The organism is Sphingomonas sp. MA1305, assembly GCF_016107325.1.
Lineage (GTDB): Bacteria > Pseudomonadota > Alphaproteobacteria > Sphingomonadales > Sphingomonadaceae > Sphingomonas.
The window spans coordinates 924,904-943,067 of sequence record NZ_RCVT01000001.1 but is presented as its reverse complement, the minus strand read 5'-3'; the positions used below and the strand labels follow the sequence as shown (position 1 = coordinate 943,067).

Sequence of the window (18,164 nt, the reverse complement as noted above, 5' to 3'; positions counted from 1 at the left end):
CTGGGCGCCCGCCAGGCCAGAACGGCGCGAGCGCGTCAGGATGGGATATGGGCTCTTTCAGCCATGATCGCCAGCCCCTGTATCGTCAGGTCCGGCTCGACCACGTCGAACGCGTCGGTATGCTGCTCAAACAGCACGGCAAGGCCGCCGGTGGCAATCACCTTGACCGGCCGGCCAACCTCCGCCTTCAGCCGCGCGACCAGTCCCTCGATCATCGCGATATAGCCCCAGAAGATGCCGATATGCATCTGGCTGACGGTGTTGCGGCCGATCACGCTGGTCGACGCCGGCGCCTCGATCGCGATGCGCGGCAGCTTGGCGGCGGCGCTGACCAGCGCGTCGAGCGACAGGTTGATTCCCGGCGCGATGATCCCGCCCTTGTACGCGCCGCGATAATCGCTGACGTCGAACGTCGTCGCCGTACCAAAATCGATGACGATCAGGTCGCCCTCATGCAGCTCATGCGCCGCGATGGTATTGACCGCACGATCCGCGCCGAGATTCTGCGGCTCGTCCACGTCGAGGGCGATGCCCCATTCGACCGGCGCCCGACCGGCGATCAACGCCTCCGTCCGGAAATATTTGCTGCTCAGCACCTGCAGGTTGTGCAGTGCGCGCGGCACGACGGTGGCGACGATCACCTGCGTCACATCCTCGCGCGCGAAGCCTTCGAGCGCCAGCAACTGGCTCAGCCAGACGGCATATTCGTCTGCGGTGCGGCGCGGATCGGTGGCGATCCGCCAGCGGCCGCGGATCGCCCGCCCCTCGATCAGGGCGAAGACGACATTGGTGTTACCGGCATCGATCGCGAGCAGCATCGCTCCGCCTCATCCCCTTGTGCGCGGCCGCTGCCGCCAGATTATCGTTACAGCAGAAACACGTCGCCCGCGTGCATGACACGCCGTTCGCCATCGGCCAAGCGCACCACCAGGGCGCCATGGGCGTCGAGGCCGTCGAAGATCCCGTCGATCGCCCCGCCATCCGGCAGCCGGACGTTGAGCGCGGTGCCGACCGGATGCGCCGCGGCGAGCCAGGCGCGGCGGATCGCGTCGATGCCTTCGCCCCGCCACCGTTGGAGCCAGCGCGCCACCGCCTCGGCGAGTTCCTCGATTAGCGATGCCGCATCGAGCGGCGCGCCCTCCGCCGCGAGGCTGGTGGTGCGGCGGTCGGGAAGATCGGGGTGGTGGGCGACGTTGACGCCGATGCCGATCACCACCGCATCGCCGCTCCGTTCCAGCAGGATGCCGGACAGTTTGGCTCCGTCGACCAACACGTCGTTGGGCCATTTCAGCATCGCCCGGCCGGGCAGATGCCGCGCGAGCACCGCGTGCAACGCCACTGCAGCGACCAGCGCCAGCGATGGCGCCGGCGGGTCGCCAGGGCGCAGCCGCACCAAGGTGCTGGCGTAGAGATTGCCGGCGGGCGATTGCCACGCCCTGCCCTGCCGCCCACGGCCCGCAGTCTGCAGCTCGGCGCGGAGCCACTCCCCCTCGCGCGCGCCCAGCGACGCGAGGTGGAGCAGGTCGGCGTTGGTCGACCCCGTCTCGACGACGGTGCGGATCGTCAGAACAGCGCCTGCGCGGCGACGGTGGTCCAGGCGGTCAGCGGCGCGATCAGCAGATAGCCGAGCGGCGAAATGAACGCCGCGGTGACGACGATCAGGCCGCCCTCGAGCTTGCTGTCGCTCGGGCCGAATGCCGGCGCCGGTTCGTCGAAGTACATCGTCTTGACGACGCGCAGATAGTAATAGGCGCCGATCACCGAGGCGACGTAACCGATCACCGCCAGCGGGAAGAGCCCCGCCGCGATCGCCGCGTCGAACACCGCGAACTTGGCATAGAAGCCGAACAGCGGCGGGATGCCCGCGAGGCTGAGCATGAACATCATCAGCGCGAAGGCGAGGCCCGGACGGGTCCGCGACAGGCCGCTGAGCGACGCGATGCTCTCGACCGGCTGGCCGTCGGCGTCGCGCATTTGCAGCACGATCAGGAACGAGCCCAGCGTCATCACGACATAGATGGTGAGATACACCAGCACCGCCGAGACGCCGGTCGGTGTGCCGGCCGCCAGGCCGATCAGCGCGAAGCCGACGTTGTTGATCGACGAATAGGCGAGCAGCCGCTTGATGTTGGTCTGCCCCACCGCCGCGACCGCGCCGAGGATGATCGAGGCGAGCGCCGCGAAGATCACGATCTGGCGCCACTGGTCGGTGGCCGGGCCCATCGCCTCGACCCCGACGCGCACGGCGAGACCGAGCGCCGCCACCTTGGGCGCAGAGGCGAAGAAGGCGGTGACCGGGGTCGGCGCGCCCTCATAGACGTCCGGCGTCCACATGTGGAACGGCACGGCCGACATCTTGAACGCCAGGCCGGCGAAGACGAACACCAGGCCGAAGATCAGACCCAGCGAGCGCGGGCCGGCATAGGCCTGGGCGATGCCGTCGAACAGCGTCGTACCGGCGAAGCCATAGACCAGGCTGATGCCGTAGAGCAGGATGCCGCTCGCCAGCGCGCCGAGCACGAAATACTTCAGGCCGGCTTCCGCCGAGCGCGAGTCGCGGCGCATGAAGCTGGCGAGCACATAGGCCGCGAGGCTCTGCAGCTCGAGGCCGACATAGAGGGTCAGCAGGTCGGCCGCCGATACCATCATGCCCATGCCCGCGGCGGAGAGCAGGATCAGCACCGGATATTCCGGGCGCAGATCGTCACCGCTGGTGCGCTGGAAGAAGCCCGGCGCCATCAGGATGGCGATAGCCGCGGCCGGGAACATCAACAGCTTGGCGAAGCCGGCAAAGGCATCGGCGCGGTAGAGGCCGTCGAACGCGACCCCGCCACCCGAGGCGGGACCGGCGACCGCGACGCAGGCACCGGCGAGGATCGCCACCGCGGCCCAGGAGATGGCGCGGGTCGAACCCTGCCCGCCCCAGGCGGCGACGAGCATCAGGACGATGGCGCCGACCCCGAGGATCACCTCGGGCAGCGTCATGGCGAGATTCGCGGCGTAATCCATCAGTGCGCGCCCTCGGCTGCAACATGAACAGGCGCGGCAGCTTTGCCGGCGGTGGGTTTGGAGTCGCTCGGCGGCGCCGCGCGATCGATGCGGGCGAGCAGCACCCCGACATCCTTGCGCATCGGCGCCATGAAGCTTTCCGGATAGACGCCCATCCAGAGTGCGACCGCGGCGACCGGCGCGAGCAGCCAGAGCTCACGCCCCGACAGATCCTGCATTTCCCGGACGTCCTCCGACTTGATCTCGCCGAACACGACGCGGCGGTACAAATAGAGCATGTAGGCCGCGCCGAGGATGATGCCGGTGGTGCAGACCAAAGCCGTCCAGGTCGAGATCTGATACGTGCCCATCAGGCTGAGGAATTCGGCGACGAAGCCGCTGGTCCCCGGCAGGCCGATCGACGCCATGGTGAAGAACAGGAAGAACAGGGCATAGCGCGGCATGTTGATCGCCAGGCCGCCGTAGCGCGCGATCTCGCGGGTGTGCAGGCGGTCATAGATAACGCCGACGCACAGGAACAGCGCGCCCGACACCAGCCCGTGGCTGAGCATCATGATCATCGCCCCCTCGATCCCCTGCCGGTTGAAGGCATAGAGGCCGATGGTCACGATCGCCATGTGCGCCACGGAGCTATAGGCGATCAGCTTCTTCATGTCCGACTGCACCAGCGCGACGAGGCTGGTGTAGACGACCGCGATCCCCGACAGCAGGAAGATCAGCCAGGCGAGCTGGCCCGACGCCTCCGGGAACATCGGCAGGCTGAAGCGCAGGAAGCCGTAGCCGCCGAGCTTGAGCAGCACGCCCGCCAGGATCACCGAACCCGCGGTCGGCGCCTGCACGTGCGCGTCGGGCAGCCAGGTGTGCACCGGCCACATCGGCATCTTCACCGCAAAGGAGGCGAAGAAGGCGAGCCATAGCCAGGTCTGGACATGCGCCGGGAAGTCGTACGCCATCAGCTCGGGGATGCGCGTCGTCCCCGCCGCGCGCGCCATGTAGAGCATGGCGATGAACATCACGACCGAACCAAGCAGCGTGTACAGGAAGAATTTGTACGACGCGTAGATGCGGTTCACCCCGCCCCAGATGCCGATGATCAGGAACATCGGGATCAGGCCGGCTTCGAAGAAGATGTAGAACAGGAACAGGTCCTGCGCCGCGAAGGTGCCGATCATCAGCACCTCGGTGAACAGGAACGCCGCCATATATTCCGGCACGCGATTGGTCACCGAACGCCAGCTCGCGCCGATGCAGATCGGCATCAGGAAGACGCTGAGCATGATCAGCAGCAGCGCGAAGCCATCGATGCCGAGCGCCCAGGCGAAGCGACCGAACACCGGCTGGTATTCGACGAACTGCCACTGCGCGCCGCCGATGTCGTAGCTGGTCCACAGCAGCACGCCGAGCGCGAAGTCGATCAGCGTCGCGACCAGCGCCGTCATCCGCGCGCCCTGCGGGCTGAGGAACAGGCAGGCGCTGGCGGCGATCGCCGGGACCGCCAGCATCAGCGAGAGGATGGGAAAGCCGCTCATTTCGCGATCGCCCAGGTAACGGCCGCGGTCAGCCCGATCAGCATGACGAAGGCATAGGTATAGACATATCCGTTCTGAAGCCGGCCGGCGATCCGGCTGGAGAGCTGCACCGCCCAGGCCGAGCCGTTCGGCCCGAACCGGTCGATCGTCTTCTCGTCGCCGCGGTGCCACAGCAGGCGGCCGATCGCGAAGGCGGGGCGGACGAAGAGCAGGTTATACAGCTCGTCGAAATAATATTTGTGGAGCAGGAAGCGGTAGAGGATCCGGAACTGGTCCGACACCGCCTTGGGGAAGCTCGGCGCCTTGAGATAGGCATACCAGGCGGTCACCAGCCCGAGCAGCATCGCGATCGTCGCCGACAGTTTGATCAGCGTCGGCACGCCGTGCATCGCATGCATCAGATGCTCGCGGAACGCGATGTCACCCTTCCAGAAACTCTCGCCCGCGCTCGGCTCGATGAAGAAGCCGTGGAAGACGAAGCCGGCCGCGATCGCGCCGATCGACAGGACGATCAGCGGGATCAGCATGACCAGCGGGCTCTCGTGCGGATGATAGCCGCCGGTGCCGGCAGGCAAATCCTGCTGCGCCGGGCCATGTTCCGACGGCCGGTCGCCAGAGTCCTCGGCCTGCGCCGGATTGGCATGGGCCTCGCTCGGATGATGCGAGTCATGGCCATGCGCGTCGTGTGCATGATCGCCGTGGCCGTGCGCATCGCGGGCATGATCGTCATGGCCGTGGCCATGGGCGTCGTGCCCATGAGCGTCGTGCAGCGCGTGCTGGATATGCTCCGAAGCGGCCCAGCGCGGCGTGCCCCAGAAGGTCAGGAACATCAGCCGCCACGAATAGAAACTGGTGATCGCCGCGACGAGCACGCCGACGAACCACACGCCCGGCTCGCCTGCCGCCCAGCTCGCCTCGATGATCGCGTCCTTGGAATGGAAGCCGGCGAAGCCGAAGGCCAGCGGATTGCCGAACAGCGCGGGCAAGCCGACGCCGGTGATCGCCAGCGTCCCCATCATCATGCCCCAGAAGGTCAGCGGGATGCTTTTGCGCAGGCCGCCGTAATAGCGCATGTCCTGCTCGTGGTGCATCGCATGGATCACCGAGCCCGCACCGAGGAACAGCAACGCCTTGAAGAAGGCGTGGGTGAACAGGTGGAACATCGCCGCGCCATAGGCGCCGACGCCGGCGGCGAAGAACATATAGCCGAGCTGCGAACAGGTCGAATAGGCGATGACCCGCTTGATGTCAGTCTGCACCATGCCGACCGTCGCGGCGAACAGGCAGGTCGCAGCGCCGATGAAGGTGACGAAGTGCAGCGCGGTCGGCGACATTTCAAACATCGGCGACAGGCGGCACACCATGAACACGCCCGCGGTGACCATCGTCGCCGCATGGATCAGCGCCGACACCGGGGTCGGGCCCTCCATCGCGTCCGGCAGCCAGGTGTGCAGGCCGAGCTGCGCCGACTTGCCCATCGCGCCGACGAACAGCAGCAGACACAGCACCGTCATCGTATCCGCGCGGAAGCCGAGGAAGCCGATCGTCGAGCCCGCCATGTTGGGCGCGGCGGCGAGGATCGCCGGGATCGACACGGTGCCGAACACCAGGAAGGTGCCGAAGATGCCGAGCATGAAGCCGAGGTCGCCGACGCGATTGACGACGAACGCCTTGATCGCTGCGGCATTGGCGCTCGGCTTGCGGAACCAGAAGCCGATGAGGAGGTAGCTGGCGAGGCCGACGCCTTCCCAGCCGAAGAACATCTGCACCAAAGTGTCCGCGGTGACGAGCATCAGCATCGCGAAGGTGAACAGCGAGAGATAGGCGAAGAAGCGTGGCTGGTCCGGGTCCTCGCTCATATAGCCCCAGCTATAGAGGTGGACGAGCGCCGACACGGTGGTGATCACCACCAGCATTATCGCGGTCAACTGGTCGACGCGCAGCGACCAGGCGACGTTCATGTCGCCGCTGGCGATCCATTCGAACACCGGCACCACCGTCGCGGTGTTGGCGCCCGACAGGAAGCCGAGGAAGATCGGCCAGCTGAGCAGGCACGAGGCGAACAGCGCGCCGGTGGTCACCAACTTGGCGGGACCGAAGCCGATCGCCTTGTTGCCGAGCCCGGCGACTGCCGCTGCGAGCAGCGGCAGGAATACAATGAACAGGATAGACGTCACCTGCCGATCACCCCTTCATCCGGTTGACGTCGTCGACCGCGATCGTGCCGCGGCCACGGAAATAGATCACCAGGATCGCCAGCCCGATCGCGGCCTCGCCGGCGGCGACGGTCAGCACGAACATCGCGAACACCTGCCCGACCAGATCGTGCAGGAAGGCGGAGAAGGCGACGAGATTGATGTTCACCGCCAGCAGGATCAGCTCGATCGCCATCAGGATGACGATCAGGTTCTTGCGGTTCAGGAAGATGCCCAGCACCCCCATGGTGAACAGGATCGCCGCGACGACCAGGTAATGGATAAGACCGATGGTCACAGCTGGACCCCCTCGCCGACCGGCGGCTGGACGTTGCGCGTCGCGTCTTCGGGACGGCGGGCGATCTGGCGGAAGGGCGATTGCGCCCGTACCCCGCCGCGCTGGCGATGGGTCAGCACGATCGCGCCGATCATCGCGACGAGCAGCACGAATCCTGCCCCTTCGAAGACGAACAGATAGCGCGTGTAGAGCAGATTGCCGATCGCCTGGATGTTGGGCACCGTTCCGTCGATCGGCGCGATACGCTGCGACAGCTTGACCCCGCCCGCGCTCCACGCGCCGACCGCGATGATGATCTCCGCCGCCAGGCCGACCGCCAGCGCCAGGCCGAGCGGCAGATAACGCGCGAAGCCGGCGCGCATCTGCGCCACCTCGATGTCGAGCATCATCACGACGAACAAGAACAGCACCGCGACCGCGCCGACATAGACGATGACGAGCAGCATCGCGATGAATTCCGCCCCGACGAGGATCATCAGACCCGCGGCGTTGAAGAAGGCGAGGATCAGCCACATCACCGAATGGACCGGGTTGCGCGACGAGATGGTCATCGCACCCGAGCCGATCACGATGATGGCGAACAGGTAGAAGGCAAGAGCCTGGATCACGATTCGGTCGGCCCCCTTAAGCCCGGATAATCGACGCGGCGCGCATTAACGGTACGGCGCATCGGCGGCAAGGTTCGCCGCGATCGCCCGCTCCCAACGGTCGCCGTTGTCGAGCAGCTTGGCCTTGTCGTAGATCAGCTCCTCGCGCGTCTCGGTCGAGAATTCGAGGTTCGGCCCCTCGACGATCGCATCGACCGGGCAGGCTTCCTGGCACAGGCCGCAATAGATGCACTTGGTCATGTCGATGTCGTAGCGCGTCGTGCGGCGGCTGCCGTCGTCGCGCGGCTCGGCCTCGATCGTGATCGCCTGCGCCGGACACACCGCCTCGCACAGCTTGCACGCGATGCAGCGTTCCTCGCCGTTCGGATAGCGGCGCAGCGCATGTTCGCCGCGGAAGCGCGGGCTGACCGGATTCCGCTCGAACGGATAGTTGATCGTCGCCTTGGGCTTGAAGAAATACTTCAGCGTGAGGGCATGCGCCTTCACGAACTCCCAAAGCGTGAACGATTTGACGATCTGTGCGACGCTCACGATCCAAACCCCATAACCCGGTCGATGGCCACGACCGTCAATCCGATGATCACGCCGCCCAAGGCGCGGCGCTTGACTGCCGCGGGGTCGAGCCCCGCCCGCAGGATGAAGGCATTCACCCGGTTCACGCCGGCACGCGCATCCACATCAGCACGCCCGACACCAGGAACACCCAGAACAGCGACAGCGGCAGGAAGATCTTCCAGCCCAGCCGCATCAGCTGGTCATAGCGGTACCGCGGCACCGTCGCCTTCACCCAGCTGAAGATGAAGAAGAAGATCAGGATCTTGATCAGCAGGTTGATGACGCCCGGCACCCAGGTGAACGGCGCGAAATTGAAGAACGGCAGCCAGCCGCCCCAGAACAGGGTGGCGTTGAGCGCGCACATCAGCAGCACGTTGGCATATTCGCCGAGCCAGAAGAGCGCGAAGCTCATCGAGCTATATTCGGTCTGATAGCCGGCGACGAGCTCGCTCTCCGCCTCGGTCAGGTCGAACGGCGCACGGCCGGTCTCCGCCATGCCGGAGATCAGGAACACCACCGACATCGGGAACAGCAAAGGATTGAGCACGAAGCCGTTGATCGGCAGGCCGTACAGATTCTGCTGCGCCATCACGATCGACGACAGGTTGAAGCTGCCCGCCCACATCACGACGGTGATCAGGACGAAGCCGATCGCGACTTCGTAGCTGACCATCTGCGCCGCGGCGCGCAACGCCGAGTAGAACGGGTATTTCGAGTTGGATGCCCAGCCCGAGATGATGATGCCATAGACGCCGAGCGACGAGGCGGCGAGCACGTAGAGCAGACCGACGTTGATGTCGGACACCACCACCCCCGCCCCGAACGGCACCACCGCCCAGACGATCAACGCGACAGTGAAGGTGATGATCGGCGCGAGCAGGAACAGGCCGCGGTTCGCCGCCGACGGGATGATCGTCTCCTGCAGGAAGACCTTGAGGCCGTCGGCGAACGACTGGAGCAGGCCGAACGGCCCGACGACGTTCGGACCGCGGCGCAGCGCCATCGCCGCCCAGATCTTACGATCGGCGTAGATGATCATCGCCACCGCCAGCATCAGCGGCAGCGCGATGACCAAGATGCCGACCACGGTCGCGACGAACCACGCCCAGCCATAGGGCAGGCCGACGGTGGTGTTGAAGAAATTGGTCATTGGGCCTTGCTCCCCGCCCAAAGCGAAAACCATCCGTCGAAGCGCGCCAGGACCGCGGCGGCAATGAAGGGCACCAACGCGGAACTCAATGCCGCGGAAAGGGCGAACAGCAGGCCACCCGGCATACCCGTGCGAGCGGTCGCCACCATGATCAGCGATCCAAGGACGTTGATCACGGCGATGGCCAGCAGCACCGGCACGCTGACGCGAACCACGAAGACAGACACGCCGGCCATCACTCCGCCGCCTCCGCGAACGCTTCACCATGGACCAGTTCGGCCGAGCAGCGCTGCATCGTCGGGCTGGCGCGGCAGATCGCGTTGGTGAGATAGAAGTCCTTGATCGGATAGCCGGCGAGATCGCCCTGCCCGGTCGCGTCGAGCGCCGGCGGGTTCCATTCGAACGTCACCAGACCGGGATGACGCAGCGCCGGCACCTCGGTCGCCATCGCCTCGCGCAACCCGGCCAGGCTGTCGAAGGGCAAGGTCGCCCCCAGCACTTCCGACAGGGCGCGGAAGATGGTCCAATCCTCGCGCGCGTCGCCCGGCGCGAACACCGCGCGCTCGCCACGCTGCACGCGCCCTTCGGTATTGACCCAGGTGCCCGATTTCTCGGCATAGGTCGAACCCGGCAGGATCACGTCGGCATGATGCGCGCCGGCATCGCCGTGATGGCCGACATAGACCTTGAAGCCACCGAACTTGGTGAAGTCGACCTCGTCGGCGCCGAGGAAGAAGGTGACGCCCGCATCCGCGACATCGGCGATGCCGCCCTGCTGCGCATAGCCGAGCATCAAGCCGCCCATCCGGCTCGCGGCCATATGGACGACGTTGAAGCCGTTCCAGGCACTGCCGTTCTCGAGCGTGCGGACGAGGTTGTACTGCTTGGCGAACGCCAGTGCCGCACCATGGCCGCCCTTCAGCGCGCCGCCGCCGACGATCACCATCGGCGCCTTGGCGTCGGTGAACGCCTTCGCCGCGGCCTCGGGCAGGCCGCCAAGCAGCGACAGATCGGTGCCGAGCCACTCGGCCTTGTACGTCAGCTCCGTCTCGGGGCCGATCGCGAAGACCTTGGCGCCCTTCTTGATCGCCTTGCGGATCCGCGTGTTGATCAGCGGCGCTTCCCAGCGGAGATTGGTGCCGACCAGCAGGATAACGTCCGCCTGCTCCACGCCCGCGATCGTCGTGTTGAAATTGACCGCCGCCAGGCTGGACACATCATAATCCATGCCCGTCTGCCGGCCTTCCAGCTTGGTCGAGCCGAGCTTGGCGAGCAGCGCCTTGGCGGCATACATCGTCTCGCAATCGACCAGGTCGCCGGCCACCGCCGCGACGTTCGATCCGGCTGCTCCGACGCGCTCCTTGATGACTGCGAACGCCTCGTCCCAGCTGACCGGGGCGAGCTTGCCGTCGCGCCGCACATAGGGGCGGTCGAGCCGGCGGCGGATCAGCCCGTCGACGTGATGGCGCGTCTTATCGTGCGCCCATTCCTCGTTGACGTCCTCGTTGATGCGCGGGACGCAGCGCAGCACTTGCCGGCCGCGGCTGTCGAGGCGGATGTTGGTGCCAACCGCATCCTGCACGTCGATGGTCAGCGTCTTGCGAAGCTCCCAGGGCCGCGCCTCATAGGCATAGGGCTTGCTGGTCAGCGCCCCGACCGGGCACAAATCGACGACGTTGCCGCTCAGCTCGCTGGTCACCGCCTGTTCGAGGTAGGAGGTGATCTGCATGTCCTCGCCGCGGTAGATCGCGCCGATCTCCTCGACGCCGGCAACCTCCTCGGCGAACCGCACGCAGCGGGTGCACTGGATGCAACGGGTCATGATCGTCTTGACGATCGGACCCATATACTTCTCGGTCACCGCGCGCTTGTTCTCGGTATAGCGGCTATGGCCCTTGCCATAGGCCATCGACTGATCCTGCAGATCGCATTCGCCGCCCTGATCGCAGATCGGGCAGTCGAGCGGATGGTTGATCAGCAGGAATTCCATCACGCCTTCGCGCGCGTTCTTCACCATCGGCGTGGTGGTGAACACTTCCTGATTGTCGGCGGCGGGCAGCGCGCACGACGCCTGCGGCTTCGGCGGCCCGGGCTTCACCTCGACCAGGCACATGCGGCAATTGCCGGCGATCGACAGGCGCTCGTGATAGCAGAAGCGCGGGATTTCCTTGCCCGCGGCTTCGCATGCCTGGAGGACCGTCGCGCCCTGCGGCACCTCGACCTCGATCCCGTCTACTTTAAGCTTCGGCATATCAGTGTTCCGTATCGCGGAGGCCGAGCCGATGCTCGATCCGATCGACGCGATCCTTCAAATGAGCCACGTCGACTTCGACGCCATGGATGGACGTCACGACGCCTTGCAGCGAGGTGATGATACCGCGCTGATGATCTTCCATCGCGAGCAGGCGCGTGGACAGCGAGGTTTGCTCGCGTCGCATGAGCGAGAGGTCCGATTGGACCCGCTTCAAGATCTCCAGCATCAGATCGGCGCGGTCGTCCGTCACTCCGCCGCCTCCTGCATCGGGGCGAGCGTGCCGCCGTTGCGTTCGTTGATCCGGCGCTCGATCTCGGGCCGGAAGTGGCGGATCAGGCCCTGGATCGGCCACGCGGCGGCATCGCCGAGCGCACAGATGGTGTGACCCTCGACCTGCTTCGTCACCTGTTGCAGCGTGTCGATCTCGCTGATGTCGGCGTCGCCGGTGCGCAGCCGCTCCATCACGCGCCACATCCACCCCGTGCCCTCGCGGCACGGCGTGCACTGGCCGCAGCTCTCGTGCTTGTAGAAATAGCTGATCCGGCTGATCGCGCGGACGATGTCGGTCGACTTGTCCATCACGATCACCGCCGCGGTGCCGAGGCCCGAGCCGACCGCCTTGAGGCCATCGAAGTCCATCGGCGCGTCGATGATGTCCTTGGCGGGCACCAGCGGCACCGACGATCCGCCCGGGATTACCGCGAGCAGATTGTCCCAGCCGCCGCGGATGCCGCCGCAATGCGTCTCGATCAGCTCGCGGAAGCTGATGCCCATCGCATCCTCGACCACGCAGGGCTTGTTTACATGCCCGCTGATCTGGAAGAGCTTGGTGCCCTTGTTGTTCTCGCGCCCGAAGGAGGAGAACCACGCGGCGCCACGGCGCAGGATGGTCGGCGCGACGGCGATGCTCTCGACGTTGTTGACCGTCGTTGGGCAGCCGTAGAGTCCCGCTCCCGCCGGGAACGGCGGCTTGAGCCGCGGCTGGCCCTTCTTGCCCTCGAGGCTTTCGAGCATCGCGGTCTCTTCGCCGCAGATATAGGCGCCGGCACCACGGTGGACGAAGACGTCGAAGTCATAGCCGGAGCCGCAAGCGTTCTTGCCGATCAGGCCGGCGTCATAAGCCTCGGCGACCGCCGCGAACAACGTCTCGGCCTCGCGGATATATTCGCCGCGGATGTAGATATAGGCGGCGCGCGCGCGCATCGCGAAGCCGGCAATCAGCGCGCCCTCGATCAGCTTGTGCGGATCGTGGCGGATGATCTCGCGGTCCTTGCACGACCCCGGCTCGGATTCGTCGGCGTTGATCACCAGGAAGTTCGGCCGGTCGGGCTTCGGCTCCTTGGGCATGAACGACCATTTGGTGCCGGTGGGGAAGCCCGCGCCGCCACGGCCGCGCAAACCCGACGCCTTGATGACGTCGATGATCGCGTCCTGGCCGATGGCCATCAGCGCCTTGGTATTGTCCCAGTCGCCACGTTTCTGCGCTGCCTGAAGGTTCCAGGGTTGGAACCCGTAGACGTTGGTGAAGATGCGGTCCTTGTCGGCGAGCACGTCAGCCTTCCCCATCAACGAGTTCAAGTCGTTGCTGCACGCGGCGCATATCCGCGGACATCCCATCGACGCCGTGCTGTACGGCGACGAGGTGCGTGTCGATGCCGAGCAAGCGCTGCTCCATGGCCGACTGACGCAGTTCGATGCCGGTCATGCGGGTACGGACGTCCGCCACATCCTGGCGGATGCCGCGCAGCATGTCGGTAATGAAATGGGTCTGCTCGACGGTCATGCCCACTCCCCGCGGTAGTCATGATTGTCCCCGACCATCGCCGTCAGCGTCGTCGGGCCGCCTTCGGGGCAGCTCGTCTGGCGGCCGATCGTCGACCCGGTCTTCGGCTGCTCGCCCTTGGCCAGCGCCTCCAGCACCGCGATCGTGCGATCGTAGTCGAGGTCCTCGTAATTGTCGTCGTTGATCTGCACCATCGGCGCATTGGCGCAGGTGCCCAGGCACTCGACCTCGGTCAGCGTGAACAGGCCGTCGGGCGTCGTCTTGCCCTTGATCAGCCCCTTGTTCTTGCACGCCGCGAGCACGTCGTCGGAGCCGCGCAGCATGCACGGCGTCGTGCCGCAGACCTGCACGTGATAACGACCGACCGGCGCGAGGTTGAACATCGTGTAGAAGGTCGCGACCTCGAACACGCGCATGTACGGCACGCCGATCTGACGCGCGACGAACTCGATCACCGGCACGGGCAGCCAGCCCTGCGTCTGCGTCTCGGCGCCGACCTGGCGCTGGGCGAGGTCGAGAAACGGGATCGACGCCGATTGCTCGCGCCCCGCCGGATAGCGGGCGAGGATTGCATTCGCCTTCTTCTGGTTTTCTTCGGTCCACGCGAAACCGCCCCAGCGTGCGCGGGTCTCGGCCTCGTCGGGGATCTGCGGTGCTTCAGCCATCAGCGGTCACATTCACCAAAAACGATGTCCATCGCGCCTAGGATCGCGGTCGTGTCGGCCAGCATGTGGCCCTTGGACATGAAGTCCATCGCCTGCAGATGGCTGAACGCGGTCGGGCGGATCTTGCAGCGGTAGGGCTTGTTCGACCCGTCGGAGACGAGGAACACGCCGAACTCGCCCTTCGGGCTCTCGGTCGCGACATACACTTCGCCCGCGGGCACGTGATAGCCCTCGGTGTAGAGCTTGAAGTGATGGATCAGCGCTTCCATCGAGCGCTTCATCTCGGCGCGCTTGGGCGGCACCACCTTGCGGTCCGTCGAGGCGATCGGCCCCTCCGGCATCTCGGCGAGGCATTGCTTCATGATCCGCGCCGACTGGCGGACCTCCTCGACGCGCACCATGAAGCGATCATAGCAATCGCCCTTGGTGCCGACGGGGATGTCGAAGTCCATCCGGTCGTAGACGTCATAGGGCTGCGACTTGCGCAGGTCCCAGGGAATGCCCGCCGCCCGGATCATCGGGCCGGAGAAGCCCCAGGCGATCGCGTCCTCGCGGCTCACCGTCGCGATGTCGACGTTGCGCTGCTTGAAGATGCGGTTGTCGGCAACCAGGCTGATCGCATCCTCGAACAGGCGCGGCAGGCGCGTGTCGAGCCAGTCGGCGATGTCGGTCAGCAGCTTCAGCGGCACGTCCTGATGGACGCCGCCGGGACGCATGTAATTGTGATGCATGCGCGCGCCCGAGGCGCGCTCGAAGAAATTGTAGCAATCCTCGCGGATCTCGAACAGCCACAGGTTCGGCGTCATCGCGCCGACGTCCATCACGTGCGAACCGAGGTTCAGCATGTGGTTCGAGATGCGGGTCAGTTCGGCGAAGAACACGCGGAGGTATTGCGCGCGCAGCGGCACCTCGAGATCGAGCAGCTTCTCGATCGCAAGGACGAACGTGTGCTCCATGCACATCGGCGAGCAATAATCGAGGCGATCGAAATAGGGGATCGCCTGCGCATAGGTCTTGTATTCGATCAGCTTCTCGGTGCCGCGGTGCAGCAGGCCGACGTGCGGGTCGACCCGCTCGATGATCTCGCCGTCCAGCTCCATGACGAGGCGCAGCACGCCGTGCGCCGCGGGATGCTGCGGGCCGAAGTTGATCGTATAGTTCTGGATGGTGACGTCGCCGGTCGTCGGATCGGCGGCGTCCTCGACACCCATCAGCTCGCTGACATAGTCGCTCACTGGTTCTGTCCTTCACCCTTGGTCGGCACGACGTCCGACTCCTGCGGCTTGCTCTCGGCCTTGTTACCGCCATGCGCCTCGCCCGCACCGGTCTTGCCGGTGTCGGTCGTGGTCGTCTTGGCATAGGGCTCGCTGCCCGCCTTCGGCGCCTCGGTCGGCGTCCTGGTGGCGTCGGCCTTCTGGATCTCATCCGCCTTCAGCGGCGTCGGCGCGCCCTTGGCCTCCGGCAACATGCCCTTCTCGTCGCCGGGAAGGACATATTCCGCGCCCTCCCACGGGCTCTGGAAGTCAAAGTTGCGGAAGTCCTGCGCAAGGCTCACCGGCTGGTAGACGACGCGCTTTTCCTCCTCCGAATAGCGCATCTCGACGAACCCGGTCATCGGGAAGTCCTTGCGCAGCGGATGGCCGCGGAAGCCATAGTCGGTCAGGATGCGGCGCAGGTCGGCATTGCCGCTGAACAGCACGCCGTACAGATCGTAGATCTCGCGCTCGAGCCAGCCGGCGACCGGCCAGATCCCCGTCACCGACGGCACCGGCTTCACGTCGTCGGTCGAGACATGGACGTGCAGGCGATGGTTGCGGGTCAGCGACAACAGGCAGTAGACGACCTCGAACCGCTCGGGGCGTTCCGGATAGTCGACGCCGGCGATCTCCATCAGCTGCTGATATTCGAGGCCCGGCGTGTCGCGCAGCGCGGTCAGCGCCCGGACGATGTCCTCGCGCTCGACGTACAGCTTGACCTCGCCGACCTCCGCCACCGCATGGCTCAGCGCGGCGCCGAGCGTCGCCTGCGCCAGCTCGATCGTCGCATCGTTGAGATGGGCGGCATAAGCGGGTGCGGGCGCCCTCACCGTTCGATGCTCCCGGCGCGGCGGATCTTCCGCTGCAGCTGCATGATGCCGTACAGCAACGCCTCCGCGGTCGGCGGGCAGCCGGGCACGTAGATGTCGACCGGCACGACGCGGTCGCAGCCGCGCACCACCGAATAGCTGTAATGGTAATAGCCGCCGCCATTGGCGCAGCTGCCCATCGAGATGACGTATTTGGGCTCCGACATCTGGTCGTAGACCTTGCGGAGCGCCGGCGCCATCTTGTTGCACAACGTGCCGGCGACGATCATTACGTCCGACTGGCGCGGCGACGCGCGCGGCGCGGCGCCGAACCGCTCCAGATCGTAGCGCGGCATGTTGACGTGGATCATCTCGACCGCGCAGCAGGCGAGGCCGAAGGTCATCCACCACAGCGAGCCGGTGCGGGCCCACTGGAACAGCTCCTCGGTCGAGGTGACCAGAAAGCCCTTGTCGGTCAGCTCACCGTTCAGGCTGTCGAAAAAGCCCTGGTCGGGCGGCACCAGCGACGAGGCGCCGGCCGCGCGATTGAGCTCAACGGGTCCGGATGTGGGGGTCATTCCCAATCCAACGCTCCCTTCTTCCAGGCGTATACGAGTCCCAGCGCCAGCTCGCCGATGAAGATCATCATGGAGATCCACGCGGTCCAGCCGAGCGTAAAAACGCTGACTGCCCAAGGATATAGGAAGGCTGCTTCGAGATCGAAGATGATGAACAGAATGGCGATCAGATAAAATCGCACGTCGAACTGGCTGCGCGGATCCTCGAAGGCGGGGAAGCCGCACTCATATTCGCTGAGCTTCTGCTCGTTCGGCTTGTGCGCGCCGGTCAGCCGGGCGACCGCCATGGGCAGGAACACGAAGGCGCTCGACAGCGCGAGCGCGATGCCCAGGAAGATGAGGATCGGAAGATATTGCGACAGGTCGACCAAGAGGCTTCTCGCACGTGCGAAGTGGATGGCGCCGCTTTAGGCCCGTGGCCGGGACCGGGCAAGGCCATGGGGCTGTGAGAATGAATCGCAGGAGGCAATGATACGACATCCACCCTCACCCTTCCGCGCCCACGGCGCTCCCTCCCTCTCCCGCCGGGAGAGGGAAGAGGTCGCGCAGCCGACGACAGGGTGAGGGTGAGTGCGAAACGCCGGTTGGTTTAGCGCAGCGCGCCCGCCACCAATTTGTGCAGCTTGCTGTGCAGGCCGTCGTTGGCGGCGAGGAACTCGTTGCGCTCCATCGCCCGGTCGGCACCGCGGAAGTCGGTGACATAGCCGCCCGCTTCCTTGACCAGCAGCAGGCCCGCCGCCGTGTCCCAGGGCTTCAGCCCCGATTCCCAATAGCCGTCGAACCGCCCCGCCGCGACCCAGGCGAGGTCGAGCGCCGCCGATCCGAACCGGCGGATACCCGCGACTTCCGGCGCGATCGCCCCGAAGATCCTGCTCCACTCGGCGAAATTGCCGTGGCCCAGGAACGGGATGCCGGTGGCGATCAGCGCCTCCGACAGGTCGCGCCGCGCCGAGACGCGCAGCCGCTGGTCGGTGTGCCAGGCGCCGCGGCCCTTTTCCGCCCAGAAGCTCTCGTCGGTGATCGGCTGGTAGACCAGCGCCGTGGTCACCTCGCGCTTGCCGTTGGGCAGCGGCTCCTCGACCGCGATCGAGATTGCGAAATGGGGGATGCCGTGCAGAAAGTTGCTGGTGCCGTCGAGCGGGTCGATGATGAAGCGCGGCTTGTTGGGGTCGCCTGCGACCTCGCCGCCCTCCTCCATCAGAAAGCCCCAGTCCGGCCGCGCCCGCTGCAACTCCTCGAACAACGTCTGCTCGGCGCGCTTGTCGGCGATCGAGACGAAGTCCGCCGGCCCCTTGCGGCTGACCTGCAGATGCTGGACCTCGTTGAAGTCGCGCCGCAGCCGCGGCCCCGCCTTGCGGGCGGCACGTTCGATGACGGTGAAGAGACCGGAATGGGAGGGCATGGTGCTTTCCATATCCCCTCTCCTGTCAGGAGAGAGTGACGGGGTCGGGCATGCCACCGGCATGCCCTGGATC

Annotated in this window: 21 protein-coding genes; all 21 read right to left on the bottom strand. The window is 65.9% G+C overall.

Features of this window, described 5'->3' with window-relative positions:
• Positions 1 to 35: 35 nt before the first annotated feature.
• The gene (locus D9601_RS04870; protein ID WP_198352751.1) at positions 36 to 818 is read right to left on the bottom strand and encodes a type III pantothenate kinase; all 783 of its coding nucleotides are present in this window, start codon (positions 816 to 818) and stop codon (positions 36 to 38) included.
• Between the two features lie 47 nt (positions 819 to 865).
• A complete protein-coding gene (locus D9601_RS04865; RefSeq protein ID WP_198353389.1) occupies positions 866 to 1,567 on the bottom strand; it encodes a biotin--[acetyl-CoA-carboxylase] ligase in 702 nt (233 codons plus the stop codon).
• Entirely contained in the window at positions 1,564 to 3,009 is a 1,446-nt protein-coding gene (gene nuoN / locus D9601_RS04860; RefSeq protein WP_198352750.1) for an NADH-quinone oxidoreductase subunit NuoN, read from the bottom strand. The genes D9601_RS04865 and nuoN overlap by 4 nt, the downstream gene beginning before the upstream one ends.
• A complete protein-coding gene (locus D9601_RS04855; RefSeq protein ID WP_198352749.1) occupies positions 3,009 to 4,538 on the bottom strand; it encodes an NADH-quinone oxidoreductase subunit M in 1,530 nt (509 codons plus the stop codon). Before D9601_RS04855 ends, nuoN begins: the two co-directional genes overlap by 1 nt.
• On the bottom strand, positions 4,535 to 6,715 hold the full coding sequence (gene nuoL, locus D9601_RS04850; protein WP_198352748.1) for an NADH-quinone oxidoreductase subunit L: 2,181 nt from the start codon (positions 6,713 to 6,715) through the stop codon (positions 4,535 to 4,537). Before nuoL ends, D9601_RS04855 begins: the two co-directional genes overlap by 4 nt.
• Positions 6,716 to 6,722: 7 nt before the next feature.
• A complete protein-coding gene (nuoK, locus tag D9601_RS04845) occupies positions 6,723 to 7,031 on the bottom strand; it encodes an NADH-quinone oxidoreductase subunit NuoK (protein ID WP_115380523.1) in 309 nt (102 codons plus the stop codon).
• On the bottom strand, positions 7,028 to 7,639 hold the full coding sequence (locus D9601_RS04840; RefSeq protein WP_198352747.1) for an NADH-quinone oxidoreductase subunit J: 612 nt from the start codon (positions 7,637 to 7,639) through the stop codon (positions 7,028 to 7,030). The genes nuoK and D9601_RS04840 overlap by 4 nt, the downstream gene beginning before the upstream one ends.
• Before the next feature lie 45 nt (positions 7,640 to 7,684).
• On the bottom strand, positions 7,685 to 8,170 hold the full coding sequence (gene nuoI, locus D9601_RS04835; RefSeq protein ID WP_198352746.1) for an NADH-quinone oxidoreductase subunit NuoI: 486 nt from the start codon (positions 8,168 to 8,170) through the stop codon (positions 7,685 to 7,687).
• Positions 8,167 to 8,298 carry a hypothetical protein gene (locus D9601_RS20000; RefSeq protein WP_269769644.1) on the bottom strand — a complete coding sequence of 44 codons (132 nt, stop codon included), beginning with the start codon at positions 8,296 to 8,298 and terminating at the stop codon, positions 8,167 to 8,169. The genes nuoI and D9601_RS20000 overlap by 4 nt, the downstream gene beginning before the upstream one ends.
• Positions 8,295 to 9,344, bottom strand: a complete 1,050-nt coding sequence (gene nuoH / locus D9601_RS04825; RefSeq protein WP_198352744.1) for an NADH-quinone oxidoreductase subunit NuoH — start codon at positions 9,342 to 9,344, stop codon at positions 8,295 to 8,297. The genes D9601_RS20000 and nuoH overlap by 4 nt, the downstream gene beginning before the upstream one ends.
• Positions 9,341 to 9,580: a hypothetical protein gene (locus tag D9601_RS04820; protein ID WP_198352743.1), complete on the bottom strand. Its 240-nt coding sequence runs from the start codon at positions 9,578 to 9,580 to the stop codon at positions 9,341 to 9,343. Before D9601_RS04820 ends, nuoH begins: the two co-directional genes overlap by 4 nt.
• On the bottom strand, positions 9,580 to 11,595 hold the full coding sequence (gene nuoG / locus D9601_RS04815) for an NADH-quinone oxidoreductase subunit NuoG (RefSeq protein ID WP_198352742.1): 2,016 nt from the start codon (positions 11,593 to 11,595) through the stop codon (positions 9,580 to 9,582). The genes D9601_RS04820 and nuoG overlap by 1 nt, the downstream gene beginning before the upstream one ends.
• Position 11,596: 1 nt before the next feature.
• Entirely contained in the window at positions 11,597 to 11,848 is a 252-nt protein-coding gene (locus D9601_RS04810) for a hypothetical protein (protein ID WP_198352741.1), read from the bottom strand.
• The gene (gene nuoF, locus D9601_RS04805; protein WP_198353387.1) at positions 11,845 to 13,149 is read right to left on the bottom strand and encodes an NADH-quinone oxidoreductase subunit NuoF; all 1,305 of its coding nucleotides are present in this window, start codon (positions 13,147 to 13,149) and stop codon (positions 11,845 to 11,847) included. Before nuoF ends, D9601_RS04810 begins: the two co-directional genes overlap by 4 nt.
• Position 13,150: 1 nt before the next feature.
• Positions 13,151 to 13,381: a hypothetical protein gene (locus D9601_RS04800; protein WP_198352740.1), complete on the bottom strand. Its 231-nt coding sequence runs from the start codon at positions 13,379 to 13,381 to the stop codon at positions 13,151 to 13,153.
• Positions 13,378 to 14,046 (bottom strand): complex I 24 kDa subunit family protein, encoded by a 669-nt coding sequence (locus D9601_RS04795; RefSeq protein WP_198352739.1) that lies wholly within the window; start codon positions 14,044 to 14,046, stop codon positions 13,378 to 13,380. The genes D9601_RS04800 and D9601_RS04795 overlap by 4 nt, the downstream gene beginning before the upstream one ends.
• Positions 14,046 to 15,257, bottom strand: coding sequence for an NADH-quinone oxidoreductase subunit D (locus D9601_RS04790; protein ID WP_198353386.1), 1,212 nt, complete (start codon positions 15,255 to 15,257; stop codon positions 14,046 to 14,048). The genes D9601_RS04795 and D9601_RS04790 overlap by 1 nt, the downstream gene beginning before the upstream one ends.
• 20 nt (positions 15,258 to 15,277) lie before the next feature.
• Positions 15,278 to 16,132 (bottom strand): NADH-quinone oxidoreductase subunit C, encoded by an 855-nt coding sequence (locus D9601_RS04785; RefSeq protein ID WP_198352738.1) that lies wholly within the window; start codon positions 16,130 to 16,132, stop codon positions 15,278 to 15,280.
• The gene (locus D9601_RS04780; protein ID WP_198352737.1) at positions 16,129 to 16,689 is read right to left on the bottom strand and encodes a NuoB/complex I 20 kDa subunit family protein; all 561 of its coding nucleotides are present in this window, start codon (positions 16,687 to 16,689) and stop codon (positions 16,129 to 16,131) included. The genes D9601_RS04785 and D9601_RS04780 overlap by 4 nt, the downstream gene beginning before the upstream one ends.
• Positions 16,686 to 17,060, bottom strand: a complete 375-nt coding sequence (ndhC, locus tag D9601_RS04775; protein ID WP_198352736.1) for an NADH-quinone oxidoreductase subunit A — start codon at positions 17,058 to 17,060, stop codon at positions 16,686 to 16,688. The genes D9601_RS04780 and ndhC overlap by 4 nt, the downstream gene beginning before the upstream one ends.
• 218 nt (positions 17,061 to 17,278) lie before the next feature.
• Positions 17,279 to 18,091: an inositol monophosphatase family protein gene (locus D9601_RS04770; RefSeq protein WP_198353385.1), complete on the bottom strand. Its 813-nt coding sequence runs from the start codon at positions 18,089 to 18,091 to the stop codon at positions 17,279 to 17,281.
• Between the last annotated feature and the right edge of the window lie 73 nt (positions 18,092 to 18,164).

Coding starts and splice junctions, on each gene's coding strand:
- D9601_RS04870 (WP_198352751.1), bottom strand. CDS start 818: ATGCTGCTCGCGATCGATGCCGGTAACACCAATGTCGTCTTCGCCCTG.
- nuoN (WP_198352750.1), bottom strand. CDS start 3,009: ATGGATTACGCCGCGAATCTCGCCATGACGCTGCCCGAGGTGATCCTC.
- D9601_RS04855 (WP_198352749.1), bottom strand. CDS start 4,538: ATGAGCGGCTTTCCCATCCTCTCGCTGATGCTGGCGGTCCCGGCGATC.
- nuoH (WP_198352744.1), bottom strand. CDS start 9,344: ATGACCAATTTCTTCAACACCACCGTCGGCCTGCCCTATGGCTGGGCG.
- D9601_RS04820 (WP_198352743.1), bottom strand. CDS start 9,580: ATGGCCGGCGTGTCTGTCTTCGTGGTTCGCGTCAGCGTGCCGGTGCTG.
- nuoG (WP_198352742.1), bottom strand. CDS start 11,595: ATGCCGAAGCTTAAAGTAGACGGGATCGAGGTCGAGGTGCCGCAGGGC.
- D9601_RS04800 (WP_198352740.1), bottom strand. CDS start 13,381: ATGACCGTCGAGCAGACCCATTTCATTACCGACATGCTGCGCGGCATC.
- D9601_RS04795 (WP_198352739.1), bottom strand. CDS start 14,046: ATGGCTGAAGCACCGCAGATCCCCGACGAGGCCGAGACCCGCGCACGC.
- D9601_RS04790 (WP_198353386.1), bottom strand. CDS start 15,257: ATGGGTGTCGAGGACGCCGCCGATCCGACGACCGGCGACGTCACCATC.
- D9601_RS04780 (WP_198352737.1), bottom strand. CDS start 16,689: ATGACCCCCACATCCGGACCCGTTGAGCTCAATCGCGCGGCCGGCGCC.
- D9601_RS04770 (WP_198353385.1), bottom strand. CDS start 18,091: ATGCCCTCCCATTCCGGTCTCTTCACCGTCATCGAACGTGCCGCCCGC.